The following is a 22698-nucleotide window of genomic DNA, read 5'->3' as shown; positions in this document are numbered from 1 at the left end:
ATTTAAACATAAATATATTACGGATATTTATATTATCAATAATAAGTAAATTTAAGTTAACGGGGAAAAAATCATATTAAAAAGGAAGTTATGTATGAGTAAGAAGTATAGTAAAAATAAAAAAATGAAAACTAAAAAGAAAAGAATGAAAGTTTTAAAAGCTTTAACTGTATTTATACTAATAATATCTATAGTTGGTGTTTTATATATTAAAAAGAATGGATTAAACAATAATAGTTTATCTAAAATTAACTCAAAATATTCATATAGCATAAGTACATCTAATGAATTAGCTACACGAGTGGGAGAAGAAATTCTTTCAAAAGGTGGAAATGCAGTAGATGCTGCAGTTGCGGTTGCCTATACCCTAGGAGTAGTAGAACCGTATGGATCTGGAATTGGTGGAGGCGGAGGTATGCTTATATACAATCCATCTTCTGATGATTATAAATTCTATGATTATAAAGATATAGCACCGTTATCTCAAAGTACTAAAACAAGCGATATTGGAGTACCAGGATTTGTAGCTGGTATGGAACAAGTATGGAAAGATTATGGAAGTATGGATTTTGAAAACTTAATTCAGCCATCAATAGATTTAGCAAAAAATGGTTTCAAAGTTGATGAAGAGTTAGAGAAAGTAATAAATGTTTATTCAGCAACACTTATGAATAATAGTGCATATGTAAATAATGGACAATTGATAAAAAAAGGTGAAAAATTAGTTCAACAAGATTTAGCACAAACATTAGAACACATTAAATCAAATGGAGCTAATGGTTTTTATGAAGATGTGATAGCTACTGATATATCACAAAAATCAGTTTTAACAGTTGATGATTTAAAAAGTTATAAAGTGGATGTTATGGAACCTGTTTCTGGAGAATTTAATGGATATAATGTAGTTTCTGCACCAGCACCTTTCTCAGGGACAACGCTAATTCAAACAATGGAAATAATTGAACAAATTGGCAAAAATAAAGACTTAAAAGATGTTAATAACTATTTAGATGCTCTTAACACGGCTACTGATTTATCAACATATGAAAGAGTGAAAAAAATTGGCGACCCTAATTTGATAAATGTTGATTATAAAACAATGACTTCAGAAGATCATATAAAATCACTGATTAATATGGGAAATGTAAAATACGAAGATGATGCAGAATCTGAAAGTACAACACATTTTTCTATAGTAGATAAGGATGGTATGGTAGTTTCATCAACAAATACATTAGGTCATTTCTTTGGTTCACAAACACTAGTAAGTGGATTCTATTTAAATGGAACAATGAGTAATTTTGGTAAAACGGGTATTAATAAATATGAACCAGGTAAGAAACCTAGAACTTTCACATCTCCTACTATAGTTAAAAAGGGCGATGATTTCACATTAGCTATTGGAACTCCTGGAGGAAATAGAATAATTAAAGTTTTAGCACCTATTTTAGTTGATAAGTTATACTTTGAAAAAGACTTACAAGAATCAATAAATAAAAATAGGGTTACTTTCTATTCCAATGGAACAATCTTAGCAGAAGATAATGAAAGTAGGGAATCTATTATAGATATTAGTAATACTAAATATTCTGTAATTAAATCTGCAGATAACTTATATTTTGGAGCTGTTCAAGCTGCAGGAATAGAAAATGGAAAATATATAGGAGCTTCTGATATAAGAAGACCAGGACAAGTATCTATAAGTAATAAATAAATTTAAAAGTAAAATATCCTATATGATAGATTTTTAAAATCTATCATATAGGATATTTTAGTATATAAAAATAACCAAATAAAAAATATTCAAATATGCTAGTGGGTAATAATATATAGTAGTTAAAAAATCATATAAGGAGAAAATATATGCTAGGTTTATATATACATATTCCTTTTTGTATATCAAAGTGTAAATATTGTGATTTCAATTCATATAAATTAGATTTAGATGAAAAAAGAAAATATTTAAATGCTATAGAAAAGGAAATGAAATTTTACAAAGAAGAAATAAGAGGAAAAGAGATTGATACAATTTTTATTGGAGGGGGAACTCCAAGTATATTAAATCAAAATGAAATAAAGTTTTTATTTAATAATATAAAAAGTAATTTTAAAATAAAAAATGATGCAGAAATAACAATGGAGTGTAATCCGGGGACATTAACTTTAGACAAATTAAATACAATGAAAGAATGTGGAGTGAATAGACTAAGTATTGGGTTGCAAGCTGTACAAAACAAGCACTTAGAATATATAGGAAGGATACATACATATGAGGAATTCCAAAAAAACTATTATCAAGCTAAAGAAGTTGGTTTTGAAAACATAAATATTGATCTTATGTATGCTCTTCCAAATCAAAGTAAAAAGGATTGGATGGAATCTTTAGAAAAAGTTGTAAAGTTAAATCCTACGCATATTTCTGCATATTCTTTAATACTAGAAGAAAATACAGAATTATTTAATATGTATGAGAAAAATGAATTCAAATTATTGGATGAAGACACAGATATTGAAATGTATGAATATACAATAAAATATTTAAAGTCACATGGATATAATCAATATGAAATATCAAATTATGCAAAAGAAGGTTTTGAATGTAAACACAATATTTTATATTGGAAATGTAAAAATTATGTTGGACTAGGTGCATCAGCATCAGGGTTTTTAAATGAAATAAGATACAATAATTTTTGTGAATTAGATAAATATGAAGGAATAATACATAGTGGCAAAAAACCTATAGAATGGAAAGAAAAACTGAGTATTAAAGATAAAATAGAGGAAAGTATATTCTTAGGTTTAAGAATGAATGAAGGTATAGAATTTAAACATTTTCATGAAAAATACAATGTTAATTTTAGAGAAGTATATAAAAATGAAATTAATAAATTGGGAAAAATGAAATTGATTGAGATTAGTGATAAAGGAATGAAATTAACTCAAAAAGGTAGAGAAATCTCTAACAGTATTTTTGTGGAATTTATAAAATAAGAAAACAAATTATTTAAAACCTATTGACAATAAAAATTTAACGTGGTATATAATATATATAATCTTTTTAGCACTCAAAATTAGTGAGTGCTAACAGCGAAGGAGGTATTTAAAAATGGAATTAAATGAAAGAAAAATGAATATCCTCAAAGCAATAGTTAAAGATTATATAGAAACAGCTGAAGCTGTAGGGTCTAGAACAATATCAAAAAAATATAACCTTGGTGTTAGTGCAGCAACTATTAGAAATGAAATGGCCGACTTAGAAGAATTAGGATACTTAATCCAGCCTTATACATCTGCAGGAAGAGTTCCTACGGAAAAGGGATACAAGCTATATGTAAATTCTCTTATGAACACTATAGAAATTAGTGACTATGATAAAGAGATAATTGAAAAATGTGTAGAAGGTAATATGAATCATATTCAAGACTTAATACATGAAACATCAAAAATGTTATCACAACTTACTAATTATACTACAGTTGCGATGACAAAACATTTAGCTACATTAAGTCAAATTAAACATATTCAATTGGTCAGTATGCATGAAAGTGAAATTTTATTAATAGTAGTTACAGAAAAAGGCGATATAAAAAAATCGAGCTTAAGTGCTAAAATTGATTTAGATCAAGCTAAGTTGAATTTAATTTCTGATAATTTAACTAGAAAGCTTTCTGGCAAAACTATAACAGAAATAGATGATAGATTAATAGCATATATAAAATATGAAATTGGAGAATATTCATCTATAATAGACCAATTACTTAATATGTTAAATACAAACCCTACTGAGGAAGAGCTTTCAATGACTTTAAATGGAGCTACTAATATTTTTAATTATCCAGAATTTAATGATGTATTAAAGGCCAGGTCCTTTTTAGATATGTTAGGAACGAAAGAAACAATTGCAAAGATAGTTAAATCAAAGGGTATATTAAAAGATAATGCTACAATTATTATTGGTAGCGATAATGATTGTGAACAAGCTCAAGAATGTAGTGTTGTAACAGCTACCTATAAAGTAGATAAGGATTTGATTGGGCGTATAAGTTTCATAGGACCAACAAGAATGGATTATTCTAGAATATATTCTATAATAAATTATATGAATATATTATTAAATAATAAATCAAATAAATTTTAAGCTGAGGGGTGTAAATCTTGGAAAATAACATGAATCAGGATGAAAAAACACAAGAAAATTGCACTTCTAATGAAGAGGAAGTAACGAAAACATCTGAAGAAAATGCAGAAACAGAAACTACGTGTGAAGAGAATGTAACAGATATAAACTCTAAGTTAGAAGAAAAAAAAATAAATGACAAAATAGAAGAACTTGAAAAACAGGTAGAAGAAAAAGAGGACAAATATAAAAGACTTCAAGCTGAGTATTCTAATTATATGAGAAGAACTCAAGAAGAAAAGCAAACTATAGGTATATTTGCCAATGAAAAAATAATTACAGAATTAATACCTGTTATTGATAGCATGGAAAGAGCTATGGATGCTTGTGCAGATAAGGAAGATGATATGTACAAAGGTATTGAACTTGTACATAAACAGTTAATTGATTGTTTGCAAAAATTTGAGGTTGAAGAAATCAATGCATTAAATGAAAATTTCGACCCCAATTTACATTTAGCTGTAATGCAAGAAAGTGTAGAAGGAGTAGAACCAAACAAAGTTGTAATGGTGCTACAAAAAGGTTATAAGCTAAATGGGAAAGTAATAAGACCTACAATGGTTAAAGTTTCTTGTTAATTAAAATAACAAATTATTAAAATTTAAATAGATGAAGAATTAAGGAGGAAATGAATTATGTCAAAAGTAATAGGAATAGATTTAGGAACAACAAACTCATGTGTTGCTGTTTTAGAAAATGGAGAACCACAAATAATAGCAAATAACGAAGGTATGAGAACTACTCCATCTGTAGTTGCTTTCACAAAAGGTGGAGAAAGAATAGTAGGAGAACCTGCAAAAAGACAAGCAGTAACAAATGCTGACAACACAGTAATCTCTATAAAAACTCATATGGGTACAGATTACAAAGTTGATATAGAAGGCAAATCATACACACCACAAGAAATATCAGCTATAATACTTCAAAAATTAAAAGCTGATGCTGAAAGTTACTTAGGTCAGCCAGTAAAAGAAGCTGTTATAACAGTTCCAGCTTACTTCACAGATGCTCAAAGACAAGCAACTAAAGATGCTGGTAGAATAGCAGGATTAGAAGTTAAGAGAATAATAAATGAACCAACTGCTGCGGCTCTTGCTTACGGTATGGATAAATTAGATCAAGATAAGAAAATATTAGTATTTGACTTAGGTGGAGGAACTTTCGACGTATCTATACTTGAAATAGGTGACGGTACTTTCGAAGTTTTAGCTACTGCTGGTAACAACAGATTAGGTGGAGATGACTTCGATAAAGTTATAATAGATTATTTAGCTGAAGAATTCAAAAAAGCTGAAGGTGTCGACTTAAGACAAGATAACATGGCTCTTCAAAGATTAAAAGAAGCTGCTGAAAAAGCTAAAAAAGAATTATCTTCAACAATGTCTTCAAACATAAACTTACCATTCATAACAGCTACTGCAAGTGGACCAAAACATATGAATTTAGATTTATCTAGATCTAAATTTGATGAATTAACTCATGGTTTAGTAGAAAAAACTATGGAACCAACTAAGAGAGCTTTATCTGATGCTGGACTTTCTGTATCAGAAATAGATGATGTATTATTAGTAGGTGGATCTACAAGAATACCAGCTGTTCAAGATGCTGTTAAGAAATTTATAGGGAAAGAACCTCACAAAGGCATAAACCCAGACGAATGTGTTGCTGCTGGTGCTGCTATACAAGCTGGTGTATTAACTGGTGAAGTTAATGACTTATTATTATTAGACGTAACTCCATTATCTCTAGGAATAGAAACTATGGGTAACGTAATGACAAAAATAATAGAAAGAAATACTACTATACCAACTAAGAAATCACAAGTATTCTCAACTGCGGCAGATAACCAAACTGCTGTTGATATACATGTTCTTCAAGGTGAAAGAAGTATGTCTTACGACAATACTACTTTAGGTAGATTCCAATTATCTGAAATACCACCAGCACCAAGAGGAATACCTCAAATAGAAGTTACTTTCGATATAGATGCTAACGGTATAGTTCACGTTACTGCTAAAGATTTAGGAACTGGAAAAGAACAAAAAGTTACTATAACTTCAGGAACTAACTTATCAGAAGACGAAATAGAAAGAAAAGTCAAAGAAGCAGAAATGAATGCTGAAGCTGATAAAGCTAAAAAAGATAAAATAGAAGCTGTTAACCAAGCTGATTCAACTATATATCAAACAGAAAAAACTTTAAATGAACTTGGTGATAAAGTAAGTGCTGATGATAAATCTGCAATAGAAGCTGCTCTTGCTTCATTAAAAGAAGTGAAAGATAAAGAAGCTTCTACAGCTGAAGAAATAAAAGCAGCCATAGATGAAGTAATGAATAAATTCCACAAAGTTTCTGAGCAAATGTATCAACAAGCTCAAGCTGAACAAGCAGCTCAAGGTGGAGAACAAACACAAGAAAATCAATCAAATGATGATGTAGTAGATGCAGATTTTAAAGAAGTATAAGATTTAATTGCAAAAACATACAGATTGTGTATAATAAATTAAGGATATTAATCTGTTTAAAACAATTAATGATAGCTTGTAGTTTAATATTCTACAAGCTATTGTTTTGTAATATAAAGGTGGTGACAAAACTTGAGTACTAAAAGAGACTATTATGATGTCTTAGGCGTGGGCAAAAGTTCGGATGCAGCGGAGATAAAGAAGGCTTACAGAAAATTAGCAATGAAATATCACCCAGATAAAAACCCAGATAACAAAGAAGCGGAAGAAAAATTTAAAGAAATAAATGAAGCTTATGAAGTATTATCAGATGAAACTAAGAGAAAAAATTATGATCAATTTGGTCATGAAGGTGTAAATGGCCAAGGATTTGGTGGCGCTGGAGGTTTCGGAGGCCAAGGATTTGGTGGATTTGATGATATATTTGGAGACATATTTGGCGATATGTTTGGTGGAGGCTTTGGTGGTGGAAGACCAAGAAGAAGAGGTCCTGAACGTGGAGCGGATATAAGACAAAGAATAAATATATCTTTCGAAGAAGCTGCTTTTGGTAAGAAAGTTCAAGTTAAAATTAATAGAAGTGAAGAATGTGAAGAATGCCATGGAAGTGGTGCCAAACCAGGAACTTCAAAGAAAACTTGTCCTACTTGTAATGGGAGTGGGCAAGTACAGTCAGTTCAAAGAACTCCTTTTGGTAATATAGCAAGCACAAGAACATGTTCTACATGTAACGGTGAAGGAGAAGTTATAGATTCTCCATGTAATAAATGCCATGGAAAAGGAAGTATAAGAAAAACTAAGACTATAGAAGTTGATGTACCAGCAGGTATAGATGAAGGTCAAATGATTAAACTTTCTGGTCAAGGTGAGCTTGGGACTAGAGGTGGCCCAAGAGGTGACTTATATATCGAAATAAGTGTAAATGCTCATCAACTATTTACAAGAGAAGGTTATGATGTTTATTTAGAAATGCCTATAACATTTGCACAAGCTACTCTTGGAGATGATATACAAGTACCAACATTAGATGGAAAAGTACAATATCAAGTTCCAGAAGGAACTCAAACAGGAACAGTATTTAGATTAAAAGGTAAAGGTATACCAAAATTAAGAACTACTGTTAGAGGGGATCAATATGTTAAAGTAACTGTTGAGATACCTAAAAAGCTAAATGATAAACAAAAAGAACTAGTAAGACAATTTGCTAAAGAGTGTGGCGAAGAGGTGCATGAAAGGCAAAAAAGCTTAGGAGATAAAATTGATAGTTGGCTTAAAGGTTTTAAGAAAAAATAATTAAAATAGTAAAAGTAAAAATTTTCATTGATTTTATTGTTAATGTTGATTTTTACTTTTTTTATTTATTATGATAATGCATTATTCATAGATATTAGAAAGCATACAAAAATAAAAAAAGATTGACAAATAGAAATTTAATACATACAATTTATAAAAAATGATATTTTAATAAACCGTTGAAGCGGAGATAAAAATAATCGTGCACTTTACAGAGAATTCGGGTAGCTGAGAGCCGGATAGAACGCAGTTTATTAAATGGACCGCTGAGGGTACAGTCAAAGATAGCATTGCTATTGAGTATTCTGTAACGTATTGGCATACGTTAGTTGCCGGGAATATGTTAGTATTCTGCTAAGAGGTGATTTTTATGCACTATTGTGCTATATTTATATCGCGAAACAAGGTGGTACCACGGGTATGTATATAAACTCGTCCTTGACAAAGTTTTTGTCGAGGGCGAGTTTTTTGATGTTCAAGACCTATAATACCTTGTCATATGCAGATGACTAGCAAAGATAACTTATTTAGCATATTATGCTGAGCAAAAAATAAGGGGGGATTGTAATGTATATGCCTGACATGGAGGAAGCTAAAAAAATTGCTAGGGAGAATGATTATAAGAGAATACCTATTAGCTATGAAAAGGATCTTAAAGATAAGAATCCTATTGATGTATTGAAGATATTAAAAAATGTAAGTAAATATTGTTATATGTTTGAGAGTAATAAAAATGATAGAAAAAGTGGTAGGTTTACTTTTTTAGGATTTGATCCCATGCTAAGGCTAGTTTGCAATAATAATGAGATTAATGTGATTTCAGGCACAGATATAGCAATTAAAATAGAAAAGCCAGGCGAATATATTCAAAAGCTAATTGATGAGAACAGAAGTATTAAGTTTGATTATTTACCACCATTCACAGGTGGGTTAATGGGGTATTTTTCCTATGACTATATTAAATATATTGAGCCAACTTTAAAGCTATATAACAAGGATGAAGAGAATTTTAAAGATATTGACTTGATGTTATTTGATAAGGTAATTGTCTTTGATCATTTGTTTAATAAGATTATACTAATCGCCAATGCTAAAACTAATGAAATTGAAACTGAGTACAATAATGCAATTATGGAGCTAGAAAAAATATCAAGTCTAATTGATAATGGTAAACAACAGGTAATAGAAAAAGCTACTTTAAAATCAGAAATAAAACCACTATTTGAGAAAGAGGAATATTGCAGTATGGTAAATAAAGCCAAGGAGTATATACGAGAAGGAGATATATTTCAAGTGGTGCTGTCAAATAGATTTGAAGCAAAATTTCAAGGTAGTTTGCTAGATGTGTATATCAAATTAAGAACAACAAATCCATCACCATACATGTTTTATATTTATAGTAACGATCTAGAAATTATAGGAGCATCACCGGAGACACTTGTAAGATTGCAAGATAAAGTATTGCATACCTATCCACTGGCTGGAACGAGAACAAGAGGGAGAAGTATGGATGAGGATAGAGTGTTAGAGTTAGATTTATTAAGGGATGCAAAGGAATTGGCTGAACACAATATGCTTGTGGATTTGGCTAGAAATGATTTGGGCAAAATAAGTGAATTTGGAAGTGTAGTAGTTGATCAATATATGAACATTGAAAAATTTTCTCATGTAATGCATATTGGTTCAACTGTGACTTCGAAAATTAAAGCAGATAAAGTTGCTATTGATATAATAGATGCAATATTGCCGGCTGGGACACTATCTGGAGCACCTAAGATAAGAGCATGCGAAATAATAAATGAATTGGAAAATAATAAGCGAGGTATATATGGAGGTGCTATTGGATACTTAGACTTCAATGGGAATTTAGATACTTGTATAGCCATACGTCTAGCTTTTAAAAAGAATGACAAAGTATTTATCCACTCAGGTGCAGGAATTGTAGCTGATAGCCAACCAGAGAAAGAATATGAAGAATGTATTAATAAGTCTAAAGTAGTAATAAACTCGATTCAAAATATATAGAGAGGTGAAAACATGATTTTATTGATAGATAATTACGATAGTTTTTCTTATAATTTGTATCAGTTAATAGGAAGTGTGATACAAGATAGTAAATCAGTGAAACAAGAGATAAAGGTAATTAGAAATGATGAATTAACTATAAATGAAATAGAAAAATTAAATCTAGATGCTATAGTAATCTCACCAGGTCCAGGGAAACCATCAGAAGCAGGGATATGTATAGACTTGGTTAGACACTTTTATAATAAAAAGCCTATGCTAGGAATATGCTTGGGTCACCAAGTAATATTTGAGGCTTTTGAAGGGGTGGTATCTTATGCCGATAAATTAATGCATGGAAAACAATCAATAATTACTTTAAATAATAAAACAATCTTATTTAATGGATTAGATGAGAAAATCAGTGTAGGAAGATATCATTCATTAGTAGGGCTACCATCCAAACTACCAAGAGAATTAGTCATAACAGCATATACAGATGATGGAGAAATAATGGCAATAGAGCATAAAAATTATCCCGTATATGGTCTTCAATTTCACCCAGAATCAATTTTAACACCAAAAGGTAGAAAAATAATAGAAAACTTTATAGAGGTGATTAATTATGATTAAGGAAGCTATTTGCAAATTGTTAAATAAAGAGAATCTTTCTAGAGAAATGACAGAAATAGTTATGGATGAAATTATGAGTGGTAATGCTACACCAGTACAGGTAAGTTCTTTTCTTACAGCAATGAGTTTAAAAGGAGAAACTATAGATGAAATCACAGCATCAGCATCTATAATGAGAAAACATTGTACAAAATTAGTTTATAAAGAAGATTTGATGGAGATTGTGGGTACTGGAGGAGATAAATCAAACTCATTTAATATATCAACAATCTCATCCATAGTAGTATCTGCAGCAGGTGTGCCTGTAGCTAAGCACGGAAATAGAGCCGCTACTAGTAAATGTGGAGCTGCAGATGTATTAGAAGCACTTGGAGTTAATATAAACATTCCTGTAGAACAAAGTGTAGAAATTTTAGAAAACATAAAAATATGTTTTCTGTTTGCTCAAAATTATCATAATGCTATGAAGTTTGTGGCTCCTATAAGAAAAGAATTGGAAATTAGAACAGTATTTAATATATTAGGACCTTTATCAAATCCGGCCAGCGCTAATATGCAACTTATGGGAGTGTATGAGGAAAGTTTGGTAGAGCCTTTGGCCAATGTTTTAAGCAATTTAGGTGTGAAAAAGGCTATGGTAGTATTCGGACTAGATGGATTAGATGAAATTTCTTTGAGTTCGCCAACAAAGGTGTGTGAAGTAAATAATGGGAAATTAAGTTCCTATACAATTACTCCAGAGGAAATGGGTATGACTAGATGCAAGAAAAAAGACCTAGTAGGTGGTACACCGAAAGAAAATGCTAAGATAGCTATGCAGATATTGAATGGAGAAAAGGGACCTAAAAGAGATGCCATAGTTTTAAATTCAGCAGCAGCCTTATATGTTGCAGGAAAGGTAGAAAATTTACGAGAAGGTATATTATTAGCAGAGAAGATTATAGATACTAAAAAAGCAAAAAATCAGCTAGAGGCTTTTATTATGCTATCTAATAGTTTAGGTGAACAATATGATATTAGATAAGATCGTTGCAGATACAAGAAAAAGAGTAGAGATAAAAAAGACAATTAAGTCAATTGAAAAAATCAAAAAACAAGTTGAAAATTGTAAAGTAACCTATGATTTTCCTTTTGAGAAAGCTTTAAAAAGCAGAGGAATGTCATTTATATGTGAAGTAAAAAAAGCATCTCCATCTAAGGGAATAATAGTTGAAAGATTTGATTATTTAAACATCGCAAAAGAGTACGGTGAAATAGGAGCCAATGCAATATCAGTATTAACAGAACCCAAGTACTTTTTAGGATGTGATAAGTATTTAGAAGAAATAGTTAAGAGTGTTAGTATACCCGTTCTGAGAAAAGATTTTATAGTAGATACCTATCAAATTTATGAATCAAAAATACTAGGGGCGTCAGCTATACTACTAATTTGCTCTTTAATGGATGATGAAAGTCTTAGAGAAAATATTAAGATAGCAGAAGAATTAGGTATATCGGTTTTAGTAGAATCGCATACAGAGAAAGAGATTGAAATGGCATTGTCAGCAGGTGCAAAGATTATAGGAGTAAACAATAGAAATCTAAAAAACTTTCAAGTGGATATTAACAATAGTATAAAATTAAGAGATTTAGTTCCAAAGGAAAAAATATTTGTAGCTGAAAGTGGAATAAAAACACCTGAAGATATTAAGTTACTATATAAAAATAATGTGGATGCAGTGTTAATAGGAGAAACTTTTATGAGAAGTAACAATAAGAAGGAGGATTTATTATCACTAAGAGGTGGATGTGATGACTAAAATTAAAATTTGCGGATTATTTAGAATGAAGCATATAGAATATGTAAATGAAGCAAAGCCTGATTATATAGGATTTGTATTTGCAAAAAGTAAGCGTCAAGTAACATCACAACAAGCTATGAAATATAGAAAATATTTAAATAAAGAGATAAAGGTAGTCGGTGTATTTGTAAATGAAGAGATAGAGCATATAGTAAATCTTTTAGAAAATAAGGTGATTGATACAGTTCAACTGCATGGTGGAGAAAGTGAAGAATATATTAATAAATTAAGATCTAAAATATTTTGTCCAATAATAAAAGCTGTTCAAGTTAAATCAACAGAAGATGTTATAAAATCTCAATACACAGTAGCTGATTACTTGTTATTAGACCAAGGAAAAGGAGGAACAGGAAAAAGTTTTGATTGGAGTTTAGTTCCAAAGCTAGAAAAGAAATTTTTTTTAGCAGGGGGGATTAATGAAACTAATTTAAAAAAAGCAATGCTAGAGGTAAATCCTTATGCAGTAGATATTAGCAGTGGAGTAGAAAGTAATGGGGAGAAAGATAAAGAAAAAATTTTAAAGATAGTAAGGGAGATAAGAAATGTCTAAAGGAAGATTTGGAATTCACGGAGGTCAATATATACCAGAAATATTAATGAATGAAATTATTCAATTGGAAAAGAGTTATGAATATTATTCAAAAGATCCAGAGTTCTTGGAAGAATTATCAGAATTATTAAATAAGTATGCAGGACGACCATCAATGTTATATTTTGCTAAAAATATGACGGAAGACCTAGGAGGAGCTAAGATCTATTTAAAAAGAGAAGATTTAAATCATACTGGTTCTCATAAAATTAATAACGTATTAGGTCAGGCACTTTTAGCTAAAAAAATGGGTAAAACTAGAGTAATAGCTGAGACTGGAGCTGGCCAACATGGTGTAGCTACAGCAACAGCTGCAGCGCTCTTAAATATGGAATGTGAAATATTTATGGGGAAGGAAGATACAGAAAGACAGTCATTGAATGTATATAGAATGAAGTTGCTAGGAGCAAAAGTAAATCCAGTAACAAGCGGAACAATGACATTAAAGGATGCAGTAAATGAGACCATGAGGGAATGGGCAAGTCGTGTAAGTGATACACACTATGTGTTAGGTTCTGTAATGGGACCTCATCCATTTCCAACTATAGTAAGAGACTTTCAAAGTATAATAAGTAAAGAGGCAAGGGAACAAATTTTACAAAAAGAAAATAAGCTTCCATCGGCTGTTGTAGCTTGTGTTGGTGGTGGAAGTAATTCAATGGGAATGTTTTATAATTTTATAAATGATGAAGATGTAAAATTAGTTGGATGTGAGGCGGCTGGACTTGGAATAAATACTGATAAGCATGCAGCTACTATTTCAAAAGGTTCATTAGGAGTATTTCATGGTATGAAATCATACTTTTGTCAAGATGAAGATGGGCAGATTGCGCCTGTATACTCAATTTCAGCAGGATTAGATTATCCTGGAATTGGACCTGAACATGCACATTTACATGATATAAAAAGGGCAGTATATTTACCAATAACAGACGAAGAAGCTGTAGAAGCTTTTCAATATCTAGCAAAAGTAGAAGGAATAATATGTGCAATTGAGAGTGCACATGCTATAGCTTATGTAAAGAAAATAGCACCTAAAATGAGTAAGGATGAGATTGTGATTGTTTGTCTTTCTGGTCGTGGAGATAAAGACGTAGCACAAATTGCCAGATATAAGGGGGAAGATATATATGAGTAAAATAAAAAAGGCATTTAGTAATGAGAAAGCGTTTATTGGATTTATAACAGCAGGAGACCCTAGTTTAGATAAAACAAAGGAATATATAAGAGAGATGATAAGAGGAGGGGCTGATTTAATTGAAATAGGAATACCTTTCTCAGATCCTATAGCAGAAGGAATAGTTATACAAGGTGCTAATATTAGAGCTTTATCAGTAGGAACAACAATAGAAAAAATATTTAAAATGGTAGAAGAAATAAGAGAAGAAACTTCTGTACCTTTTGTATTTTTAACTTATTTAAATCCAGTTCATAATTATGGATATTATAAATTTTTCAATAGATGTAACGAAATAGGAGTAGATGGAATTATAATACCTGACTTACCTTTTGAGGAGCGAGATGAAGTCAACCACATAGCTTTAAAAAATAATGTGGATATAATTTCTCTAATTTCACCAACTTCTAAAGAACGTATAAATGCTATTGCAAAAGAATCTAGAGGATTTGTATATATAGTATCTTCTATGGGTGTAACGGGTGTGAGAAATAATATAAAAACAGATATATCTACTATTGTAGATATGGTAAAAGAAGTTACATCTATACCTTGTGCCGTTGGATTTGGAATAAATACTCCAAAACAATGTAGAGAAATTTCTAAATATGCAGATGGTGTAATAGTTGGAAGTGCAATAGTCAAAATTATTGAAAATTATGGAGTAAATGCAGGTGAACATGTGTATAAATATGTGAAAGAAATGAAAGAGGCTTTAGTTTAGAATAAAAAATATATAAATGCTGAAAGATTCTAATATTATTTATTGGAATCTTTTTGTTGTATTTAATACTTTCCGTTAAATTACTTTCTACTTAGGCATTATGTGCTGTATTTTATGTATACTTTATGGAAAAATAGATTAAAGAATTATATATAAGATAATAATAATTATGATATAATAAAGTTTATGAAAAAATGAGATAAAATTTTGAAAGAAGGTTTACATATGAATTGGATTGAAGTAACTATAAAAACAACTACAGAAGCAGTAGAGGCCATAACTAACATATTAGAAAATGAAAGAACAGGTGGCGTAATAATAGAAGATCCTAAGGACTTCATATTCCAAAAGAAAAATGAATATGATTGGGATTATGTAGAAGAAGAAGTATTCAAAAAAAGCGGACAAGATGGAGTACTTATAAAAACATATATTTCAGAAGAAAGAAATGTGATGGAAGTTATTGAAAACATAAAACAAAAGGTTTTAGGTTTAAAAGATTACGGTATAGATATAGGTGAAGGAAGTGTATCTTTAGGTCAAGTAAAAGAAGAAGATTGGGCTAATGAATGGAAAAAATATTATAAACCTACTAAAGTTGGTCAAATGATAGTAGTAAAACCTACTTGGGAGGACTATGAAAACCAAGAAGGTGATTTAGTAATAGAATTAGATCCAGGTATGGCATTTGGAACAGGAACTCATGAAACAACTTCTATGTGTATAAGAGAATTAGAAAAATACGTAGATGGAACTAAAAGAGTATTTGATATAGGATGTGGTAGTGGAATACTTGCCATAGCAGCTGCTAAACTTGGAGCGAAAGAAGTTGTTGCAGGAGATTTAGATGAAGTAGCAGTGAAAGTTTCTAAAGAAAACTGTGAACTAAATAATGTATCAGACAAAGTTATTGTAAAACATGGTAGCTTATTTGAAGTTGTAGAAGGAAATGCAGATGTAATTGTTGCTAATATAATAGCAGATATAATAAAAATATTAGCTAATGATGTAAGCAAATTCTTAAGTAAAGATGGAGTGTTTATATCATCAGGAATAATTCATGCTAAAATAAATGAAGTTGTAGAAGCTTTAGAAAAAAATGGATTTGAAATAGTTGAGATAGTAAAACTTGGCGAATGGTCAGCTATAGTATCAAAACTTAAGTAGGTGAAATTATGGATAGATTTTTCACGCCTAAAAATAACATTAATTTAGAACAAAATACTTGTATTATTGAAGGTGAAGATGTTAAGCATATTTCCAGAGTACTTAGATGTAAAGAAAGTGACAAATTAGAAGTATGTGATATGGACAATAACGAGTATATTTGTGAAATAAAAGAAATAAATAAAGACAGTATATTATTAGACATAATTGAAAAAGCAAATATAAAACGCGAATCTGATTTAAAAGTTAAGTTATATCAAGGTATGCCTAAAGGAACTAAAATGGAGTTAATACTTCAAAAGCTAACAGAAATAGGTGTAGATGAAATAGTTTTAGTACAAACAAAAAGAAGTGTAACTAAAATTGACAATAAAAAAGAAGATAAAAAGATTGAAAGATGGGAAAGAATCATTTACGAAGCAGCTAAGCAAAGTAAAAGAGGTAAAATACCAAAACTTACAGGAGTTTTAACTTTTAAAGAAGCTCTAGAAGATATGAAAAATAATGATTTAAATCTTTGTCCTTATGAAAATGAAAGAACAATTTCTATAAAAGAAGGTTTAAAGGACTCTAGTGCAAATACAATTGGAATTTTTGTTGGACCAGAAGGTGGATTTGAAGAAGAAGAAATTGAAAAAATTCAAAATATAGATGGAAAAGTAGTTTCTCTAGGACCTAGAATACTTAGAACAGAAACAGCATCTGTAGTTGCTTCATCCATAGTTTTATATGAGCTAAGTGACTTAGGAGGAAATATATAATGAAAAAAGTAGCTTTTTACACTTTAGGTTGTAAAGTAAATCAATATGAAACGGAAGCTATGCTTGAAATGTTCAAAGAAGACGGATATGAGCAAGTTGGTAGCGAAGATTATGCAGATGTTTATGTTATAAACACATGTACGGTAACACACATGAGTGATAGAAAATCACGTCAATATATAAGAAGAATGAAAAAGAAAAATCCAAATGCTATAATAGCTGTTGTTGGATGTTATTCTCAAGTTTCACCAGAAGAAATACTTGAAATAGAAGAAGTAAATCTTGTAATGGGAACTAATGAGAGAAGAACTATAGTTGATGAAATAAAAAAACTAGAAGTTGTAGAAGGAGATAAAAAAGCTTCTACAGTTGATGATATAATGAAGGTTAGAGCTTTCGAAGAAATAGAAATAAGCCAATCAAACGGTAGAACTAGAGCATTTATGAAAATACAAGATGGATGTGATAGATTCTGTACCTACTGTATAATACCTTACGCAAGAGGTGGAAAAGTAAGAAGTAGAGATATAGAAAGTATAGTAAATGAAGCTAAAACTTTAGCTGAAAATGGGTATGAAGAAGTGGTACTTACAGGTATACATGTAGCTTCTTATGGAAAAGATTTAAAAGAAGAACAAGTAGGCCTTTTAGATGTAATTAAGAAGATAAATGAAATAGATGAAATAAAAAGAATAAGAACAAGTTCTGTTGAACCTATATTATTCACAGACGAATTTGTAAATGAAGTATCAAAAATGGAAAAAGTAATGCCTCATTATCATTTATCACTACAAAGTGGATGTAACGAGACGCTAGAAAGAATGAACAGAAGATATACAACTGAGGAATATAAAGAAATAGTTGATAAATTGAGAAGAGAAATTCCAAATGTAACAATAACTACTGATGTAATTGTTGGATTCCCTGGTGAAACACAAGAAGAGTTTGAACAAACTTACGATTTCTTAAAAGATATTGAATTATCACAAATGCATATATTTAAATATTCACCAAGAAAAGGAACTAAGGCTTCAGATATGAAAGATCAAGTTTCTCCACAAATTAAGCATGAAAGAAGTGAAAAACTTCTACAGCTAAATAAAGAAAACTTTGAAAAATTTGCATCAAGAATGATAGGCAAGGAATTTGAAGTATTATTTGAACAAGAAACTGAAGAAAATAAATATGAAGGATTAACCCCTAACTATTTAAAAACTTTTGTGAATTGTAATGAAGATATTTGTGGAAAAATACTGAAAGTTAAAATTACGGAAGTAAAAGATGAATACGTAGAAGGAATTTTAGTATAACATGTAGAATTTTAGGGTTATAATCAATAGTGAGGAGGTGGAAAAATGGATTGTTTATTTTGTAAAATAATAGGTGGAGATATACCTTGTGACAAAGTATATGAAGATAATAAAGTTTTAGCTTTTAATGACATAAATCCTGTGGCACCATATCATATATTAGTTGTTCCGAAAAAACATTATGATAGTATAATAGATATTTCAGATAAAGAAATTGAAATTGTTGCACACATTCACTCTGTAATAAATAAAATAGCTATAGATAAAGGTTTTAGTGATGCTGGATTTAGAATAATTAATAACTGTGGAAGTGACGGAGGACAAGAAGTAAATCACCTTCACTATCATATATTGGCGGGTAAAAAATTACCTAATTACGAAGCTGATAAGAAATAGTATTTTTAGTAAATAAATTAAAATTATAGATAATTAAATACTTGATAAAAATTTAATTTTAGTTTATAATAAACAAAGTGTGAGGTTGTAATGCAGTGATGCAGATATAATCAGATTACAGTCCCAGCATAATTCGCGCAATCGGAGGGAGGGAAAAAGAATGTCAGAAGTAAGAGTAAGAGAAAATGAATCATTGGACAGTGCTTTAAGAAGATTTAAACGTCAATGTGCAATGTCTGGCATAATGTCAGAAGTTAGAAAAAGAGAGCACTATGATAAGCCAAGTGTTAAACGTAAGAAAAAAGCTGAAGCAGCTAGAAGAAAAAACGCTAAGAAATAGTAAATAGAAATAAAGAGGTGAGGGGAATGTCCCTTAAACAAAAGTTACAAGAAGATCTAAAATCTTCTATGAAAAACAAAGATGCTATTAAGAAATCTGTTATAACTCTTATTAGAGCTTCTATTAAACAATATGAAGTTGATAATAGAGTTGAATTAATAGATGATGAAATAGTAGATCTTATTGCAAAGCAATTAAAGCAGACTAGAGATTCTCGTGAAGAGTTTGTAAAGGCTGGGAGAGAAGATTTAGTAAGCAAGGCAGAAGCAGAAATAGAAGTTTTAAAAGAGTACCTACCTCAACAATTAAGCGAAGAAGAATTAAATAAAATTGTAATTTCTACTATATCTGAAGTAGGAGCTACTTCTATGAAAGATATGAAAAAAATTATGACATCAATAATGCCTAAAGTAAAAGGTAGAGCTGATGGAAAACTAATAAATGAGTTAGTAAAGAAAAATTTACAATAGATAAAAACCTAGAGATTATTCTCTAGGTTTTTTTGTGCTGTAATAAATAAATAATCATAATCACTTCTTGTTATTCATATTTATTTAATAGAAATACATAAGAATAATAAGTGAAAGTGAGGGAAGAAGTTGATTATATCAGTAAAAGAAGTTAAAAAATATATCTGTTGCGTGTTAATTCCATTGCTCGTTGGATACTTGAGTAGTCTTTTGGCCCAAGCTATAAGCGGAGTAGATACAATAACATATTATCGTGAACTTATCAAACCGGGATTTGCACCTCCAGGTATAGTATTTCCTGTTGTTTGGACTATATTATATGTATTAATGGGAACATCATCTTACATAATATTATCACAAAAGAAAAATGAATCAAAAATAAAAGACGCCATGTTTTACTATTGGATTCAATTAGGATTAAATTTCTTATGGTCTATTTTGTTTTTTGGATTTCAACTTAGATTAACAGCTTTAGTAGATTTAATACTACTTTTTGCTTTTGTATTAATAATGATTTATAAGTTTTATAAGATTAAACCAATTGCATCTTGTTTGAACATACCATATATTTTGTGGTTGATTTATGCTATAGTTCTTAATTATTTTATATGGTTTATAAATAAGTAGAGAAATGAAATAAAAAATACTGAGAATATTCTCAGTTTTTTTTATATTAAGATATAAAAATTATGAAATTTTAATGAGGTACATTAATAGAATATACAAGGAGGAGGGGATTTTCATGATGGACATATCACCAGATTTAAAAGTAACACAACCAACAGTTACTTTAGTAAGCAATACATTTATTAAGATAGAAAACTATTTATCAATTATAACTTATGACACTGATTTAATTAAGATAAAGACTAAGGTTAAAACAATAAAAATAACTGGGGATAAGCTTTTATTAAAGTATATAGAAACAGAAGAAATTGGAATAAAAGGGATTATATACTCCCTAGAGTATGTTGATTAGGAGGAGATAGTAGTGATAAATTTCATAAGAGGATATTATACGATTGTTGTAGAGGGACTAGAGACTGAAAGCTTTTTAAATTACCTTATAAGAAATAAAATATATGTTTACAATGTAAATAGGATAGAAAAAACTAAAATTCAATTTAATATTGATAGAGAGAATTTTAAAAGGTTAAAAAAAATTCATAGAAGCAACAAGTTTAATATTAAGGTTAAAAAACAGACAGGCATTCCTTTTATTGCTAAAAGAATATATACTTATAGAGGAATGGTTATCTGTGCAATAATTTCCTTGGTCATATTAATGTCAACATCACAGTTTGTTACAGATGTGTATATTACGGCGCCAGAGGGAATAGACAAATCAGCTCTAAAAAAGGAACTTTACATACAAGGAGTTAAACCAGGAGTATATAAAAAAAGCATAGATAGAAAAATTATAAGAGACAATATAATGAGTAAATTTAATCAAATTGCATATGTATCAATAAATGTTAAAGGAACTAATATTTTTGTAAACATAACAAAAAAAGATGAAAGCCAAAATTCGGAAGAAAACTCTAATTATTGTAATATTATAGCAACAAAAGATGGTATAATAGAAAAAGTAGTACCTAGAAGTGGTGAAGCACTTGTTGAAGAAGGTGACATAGTAAAAAAAGGAGATGTTCTAGTCAATGGAGCTAATACGGCAGCATTACCAGAAGTTTGGGCAACAACTTTTTATGAAGCAAAAAAATCTTCAAATTACATAGATATTAAAAATCAAAGAACCGAAAATAAGAAAAAAGTTTATACCATAAGTTTCTATGATAAAAAATATAAAATATTGAGAAATATAAAATATAAGGACTATGAAATTGAAAATAAAACACATGAACTTAAAATAGGAGATTACAAATTTCCTGTGAAAATAATAGTAAGCACTTTTTATGAAGTTAAAAAAGTTGAAAGTAAAATAGATGTTGAAAAAATAAAAGAAGAATTATCTACAGCAGTATTAAAAGAATTAGATTATAAAATTCCAGTATCAGCCAGGATAGTAGATTCTAAGGATAAATATAATGTAAATAAAAGTATGGTAGAATATGTAGTGACAGTAACTACAAGTGAAGATATAGCTCAGCTTGATATATTAAGTAAAAGTGAGGCAGAAGCTATAATTAAGTCTAATTTAGAAAAGAAAAAGCAAGAAGAAGGAGAGCAAAAGACTTCTAATCCGCAAAACAGACCAATTAATGATATAAGAAATGAATTTAAAGAAGAAGATATAAAAACTAACACTAAAGATAAAGAAAATCAATAAACCCTATATCACTTAAGGAGGAATATTTCAATTGATTATACAAAAAAAATTTATAATATCAGAAGAAAAGTTTGAAAGAGAACTGTTTGGGAACTTTGATGAAAATATAAAATTAATAGAAAATGCTCTAAACATAGATGTGATACTAAGAGAAGGTAATATAGTATTAATGGGTGAAGAGAAAAATGTAGATTTGTCACTTAGATTAATGAATGAATTGCATGATTCAGTATCTAAAGGAAAGTCTTTAGACAAACAAAGTATTACTTATTCTTTAGGATTATTATTTGAAGGAAGCGAAAGAAAGATAAAAGAGCTAGAGGATGTAATAGTATTAACTAAAAAAGGAAATCCTGTACAGCCTAAAACTTTAGGCCAAAAAGAATATGTTGACTTGATTAGAAATAATGATATAACTTTTGGTATTGGTCCAGCAGGAACAGGAAAAACTTATTTAGCTGTGGCTATGGCAGTAAGATCCTTTAAAAATGACGAAGTAAGTAGAATAATTCTTACTAGACCTGCAGTTGAGGCAGGAGAGAGTTTAGGATTTTTGCCAGGCGATATGAAGGAGAAAGTAGATCCCTATTTAAGACCTTTATATGATGCTTTATTTGACATGTTAGGACCTGATAGATTTAATAAATACTTGGAACGAGGAACGATAGAAGTTGCTCCGCTGGCCTTTATGAGAGGGAGAACTTTAGATAATGCATTTATCATACTAGATGAAGCTCAAAATACTACACCAGAACAAATGAAGATGTTTTTAACAAGACTTGGTTTTGGTTCAAAGGCTGTAGTAACTGGAGATATAACTCAAACGGATCTTCCTAATAATAAAAAAAGTGGTTTAGTTCAGGCCGCAAAGATACTTTCTAATGTAAGGGGAATAGGAAGTATTGCCCTAAGTGAAAAAGATGTTGTAAGACATGAACTAGTTCAAAGAATAATTAGAGCGTATGAAAAATTTGAGAAAAAAGAAGAATTTAATTTAAATAAAAAACAGGATATGAAAAGGAAAGATAAAAGTACAAAAAAATAAGACGATAATAGAAGGT

23 protein-coding genes are annotated in these 22698 nt (G+C 29.8%); all 23 read left to right on the top strand.

What is annotated here, in order from left to right:
• Positions 1-94: 94 nt before the first annotated feature.
• Positions 95-1714 carry a gamma-glutamyltransferase gene (locus tag TVTCOM_RS15795; protein ID WP_434797222.1) on the top strand — a complete coding sequence of 540 codons (1620 nt, stop codon included), beginning with the start codon at positions 95-97 and terminating at the stop codon, positions 1712-1714.
• 149 nt (positions 1715-1863) lie between these two features.
• Positions 1864-2994: a radical SAM family heme chaperone HemW gene (gene hemW / locus TVTCOM_RS15790; RefSeq protein WP_434797221.1), complete on the top strand. Its 1131-nt coding sequence runs from the start codon at positions 1864-1866 to the stop codon at positions 2992-2994.
• 115 nt (positions 2995-3109) lie between these two features.
• The gene (hrcA, locus tag TVTCOM_RS15785) at positions 3110-4141 is read left to right on the top strand and encodes a heat-inducible transcriptional repressor HrcA (protein WP_434797220.1); all 1032 of its coding nucleotides are present in this window, start codon (positions 3110-3112) and stop codon (positions 4139-4141) included.
• 29 nt (positions 4142-4170) lie between these two features.
• Positions 4171-4758, top strand: coding sequence for a nucleotide exchange factor GrpE (gene grpE / locus TVTCOM_RS15780; protein ID WP_434799758.1), 588 nt, complete (start codon positions 4171-4173; stop codon positions 4756-4758).
• 57 nt (positions 4759-4815) lie between these two features.
• Positions 4816-6645 carry a molecular chaperone DnaK gene (gene dnaK, locus TVTCOM_RS15775; RefSeq protein ID WP_434797219.1) on the top strand — a complete coding sequence of 610 codons (1830 nt, stop codon included), beginning with the start codon at positions 4816-4818 and terminating at the stop codon, positions 6643-6645.
• 132 nt (positions 6646-6777) lie between these two features.
• On the top strand, positions 6778-7938 hold the full coding sequence (gene dnaJ, locus TVTCOM_RS15770) for a molecular chaperone DnaJ (protein WP_434797218.1): 1161 nt from the start codon (positions 6778-6780) through the stop codon (positions 7936-7938).
• 567 nt (positions 7939-8505) lie between these two features.
• A complete protein-coding gene (gene trpE / locus TVTCOM_RS15765; RefSeq protein ID WP_434797217.1) occupies positions 8506-9963 on the top strand; it encodes an anthranilate synthase component I in 1458 nt (485 codons plus the stop codon).
• A 12-nt stretch (positions 9964-9975) separates the two neighbouring features.
• Positions 9976-10575: an anthranilate synthase component II gene (locus TVTCOM_RS15760; RefSeq protein ID WP_434797216.1), complete on the top strand. Its 600-nt coding sequence runs from the start codon at positions 9976-9978 to the stop codon at positions 10573-10575.
• The gene (trpD, locus tag TVTCOM_RS15755; RefSeq protein WP_434797215.1) at positions 10568-11599 is read left to right on the top strand and encodes an anthranilate phosphoribosyltransferase; all 1032 of its coding nucleotides are present in this window, start codon (positions 10568-10570) and stop codon (positions 11597-11599) included. The genes TVTCOM_RS15760 and trpD overlap by 8 nt, the downstream gene beginning before the upstream one ends.
• On the top strand, positions 11586-12374 hold the full coding sequence (trpC, locus tag TVTCOM_RS15750) for an indole-3-glycerol phosphate synthase TrpC (protein WP_434797214.1): 789 nt from the start codon (positions 11586-11588) through the stop codon (positions 12372-12374). The genes trpD and trpC overlap by 14 nt, the downstream gene beginning before the upstream one ends.
• Positions 12367-12966, top strand: coding sequence for a phosphoribosylanthranilate isomerase (locus tag TVTCOM_RS15745; RefSeq protein WP_434797213.1), 600 nt, complete (start codon positions 12367-12369; stop codon positions 12964-12966). The genes trpC and TVTCOM_RS15745 overlap by 8 nt, the downstream gene beginning before the upstream one ends.
• A complete protein-coding gene (gene trpB, locus TVTCOM_RS15740) occupies positions 12959-14143 on the top strand; it encodes a tryptophan synthase subunit beta (RefSeq protein ID WP_434797212.1) in 1185 nt (394 codons plus the stop codon). Before TVTCOM_RS15745 ends, trpB begins: the two co-directional genes overlap by 8 nt.
• Entirely contained in the window at positions 14136-14906 is a 771-nt protein-coding gene (gene trpA / locus TVTCOM_RS15735; protein WP_434797211.1) for a tryptophan synthase subunit alpha, read from the top strand. Before trpB ends, trpA begins: the two co-directional genes overlap by 8 nt.
• Positions 14907-15131: 225 nt before the next feature.
• Complete coding sequence (gene prmA / locus TVTCOM_RS15730; RefSeq protein ID WP_434797210.1) at positions 15132-16073, top strand: 50S ribosomal protein L11 methyltransferase; 942 nt, start codon at positions 15132-15134, stop codon at positions 16071-16073.
• A gap of 8 nt (positions 16074-16081) precedes the next feature.
• Positions 16082-16834 (top strand): 16S rRNA (uracil(1498)-N(3))-methyltransferase, encoded by a 753-nt coding sequence (locus tag TVTCOM_RS15725; protein ID WP_434797209.1) that lies wholly within the window; start codon positions 16082-16084, stop codon positions 16832-16834.
• Positions 16834-18144: a tRNA (N(6)-L-threonylcarbamoyladenosine(37)-C(2))-methylthiotransferase MtaB gene (mtaB, locus tag TVTCOM_RS15720; RefSeq protein ID WP_434797208.1), complete on the top strand. Its 1311-nt coding sequence runs from the start codon at positions 16834-16836 to the stop codon at positions 18142-18144. The genes TVTCOM_RS15725 and mtaB overlap by 1 nt, the downstream gene beginning before the upstream one ends.
• 45 nt (positions 18145-18189) lie before the next feature.
• Positions 18190-18540: a histidine triad nucleotide-binding protein gene (locus TVTCOM_RS15715; RefSeq protein ID WP_434797207.1), complete on the top strand. Its 351-nt coding sequence runs from the start codon at positions 18190-18192 to the stop codon at positions 18538-18540.
• A gap of 160 nt (positions 18541-18700) precedes the next feature.
• Positions 18701-18880, top strand: a complete 180-nt coding sequence (gene rpsU, locus TVTCOM_RS15710) for a 30S ribosomal protein S21 (RefSeq protein ID WP_074914847.1) — start codon at positions 18701-18703, stop codon at positions 18878-18880.
• A 26-nt stretch (positions 18881-18906) separates the two neighbouring features.
• Positions 18907-19350: a GatB/YqeY domain-containing protein gene (locus TVTCOM_RS15705; RefSeq protein ID WP_434797206.1), complete on the top strand. Its 444-nt coding sequence runs from the start codon at positions 18907-18909 to the stop codon at positions 19348-19350.
• Positions 19351-19479: 129 nt separating this feature from the next.
• On the top strand, positions 19480-19977 hold the full coding sequence (locus TVTCOM_RS15700) for a TspO/MBR family protein (protein ID WP_434797205.1): 498 nt from the start codon (positions 19480-19482) through the stop codon (positions 19975-19977).
• Positions 19978-20092: 115 nt separating this feature from the next.
• Positions 20093-20329 carry a YabP/YqfC family sporulation protein gene (locus tag TVTCOM_RS15695; protein ID WP_434797204.1) on the top strand — a complete coding sequence of 79 codons (237 nt, stop codon included), beginning with the start codon at positions 20093-20095 and terminating at the stop codon, positions 20327-20329.
• A gap of 12 nt (positions 20330-20341) precedes the next feature.
• Positions 20342-21637 (top strand): sporulation protein YqfD, encoded by a 1296-nt coding sequence (gene yqfD / locus TVTCOM_RS15690; protein WP_434797203.1) that lies wholly within the window; start codon positions 20342-20344, stop codon positions 21635-21637.
• A gap of 31 nt (positions 21638-21668) precedes the next feature.
• Positions 21669-22682 carry a PhoH family protein gene (locus tag TVTCOM_RS15685; protein ID WP_434797202.1) on the top strand — a complete coding sequence of 338 codons (1014 nt, stop codon included), beginning with the start codon at positions 21669-21671 and terminating at the stop codon, positions 22680-22682.
• Positions 22683-22698: the final 16 nt, after the last annotated feature.

The organism is Terrisporobacter vanillatitrophus (assembly GCF_051148895.1).
In the GTDB taxonomy this organism is placed as follows: Bacteria; Bacillota; Clostridia; order Peptostreptococcales; family Peptostreptococcaceae; genus Terrisporobacter; species Terrisporobacter vanillatitrophus.
Note: the sequence above shows the minus strand (reverse complement) of the source record. Positions and strands in the feature narration are given on the sequence as shown.

Coding starts and splice junctions, on each gene's coding strand:
- TVTCOM_RS15795 (WP_434797222.1), top strand. CDS start 95: ATGAGTAAGAAGTATAGTAAAAATAAAAAAATGAAAACTAAAAAGAAA.
- hemW (WP_434797221.1), top strand. CDS start 1,864: ATGCTAGGTTTATATATACATATTCCTTTTTGTATATCAAAGTGTAAA.
- hrcA (WP_434797220.1), top strand. CDS start 3,110: ATGGAATTAAATGAAAGAAAAATGAATATCCTCAAAGCAATAGTTAAA.
- grpE (WP_434799758.1), top strand. CDS start 4,171: ATGAATCAGGATGAAAAAACACAAGAAAATTGCACTTCTAATGAAGAG.
- dnaK (WP_434797219.1), top strand. CDS start 4,816: ATGTCAAAAGTAATAGGAATAGATTTAGGAACAACAAACTCATGTGTT.
- trpE (WP_434797217.1), top strand. CDS start 8,506: ATGTATATGCCTGACATGGAGGAAGCTAAAAAAATTGCTAGGGAGAAT.
- TVTCOM_RS15760 (WP_434797216.1), top strand. CDS start 9,976: ATGATTTTATTGATAGATAATTACGATAGTTTTTCTTATAATTTGTAT.
- trpD (WP_434797215.1), top strand. CDS start 10,568: ATGATTAAGGAAGCTATTTGCAAATTGTTAAATAAAGAGAATCTTTCT.
- trpC (WP_434797214.1), top strand. CDS start 11,586: ATGATATTAGATAAGATCGTTGCAGATACAAGAAAAAGAGTAGAGATA.
- TVTCOM_RS15745 (WP_434797213.1), top strand. CDS start 12,367: ATGACTAAAATTAAAATTTGCGGATTATTTAGAATGAAGCATATAGAA.
- trpB (WP_434797212.1), top strand. CDS start 12,959: ATGTCTAAAGGAAGATTTGGAATTCACGGAGGTCAATATATACCAGAA.
- trpA (WP_434797211.1), top strand. CDS start 14,136: ATGAGTAAAATAAAAAAGGCATTTAGTAATGAGAAAGCGTTTATTGGA.
- prmA (WP_434797210.1), top strand. CDS start 15,132: ATGAATTGGATTGAAGTAACTATAAAAACAACTACAGAAGCAGTAGAG.
- TVTCOM_RS15725 (WP_434797209.1), top strand. CDS start 16,082: ATGGATAGATTTTTCACGCCTAAAAATAACATTAATTTAGAACAAAAT.
- mtaB (WP_434797208.1), top strand. CDS start 16,834: ATGAAAAAAGTAGCTTTTTACACTTTAGGTTGTAAAGTAAATCAATAT.
- TVTCOM_RS15715 (WP_434797207.1), top strand. CDS start 18,190: ATGGATTGTTTATTTTGTAAAATAATAGGTGGAGATATACCTTGTGAC.
- rpsU (WP_074914847.1), top strand. CDS start 18,701: ATGTCAGAAGTAAGAGTAAGAGAAAATGAATCATTGGACAGTGCTTTA.
- TVTCOM_RS15705 (WP_434797206.1), top strand. CDS start 18,907: ATGTCCCTTAAACAAAAGTTACAAGAAGATCTAAAATCTTCTATGAAA.
- TVTCOM_RS15695 (WP_434797204.1), top strand. CDS start 20,093: ATGATGGACATATCACCAGATTTAAAAGTAACACAACCAACAGTTACT.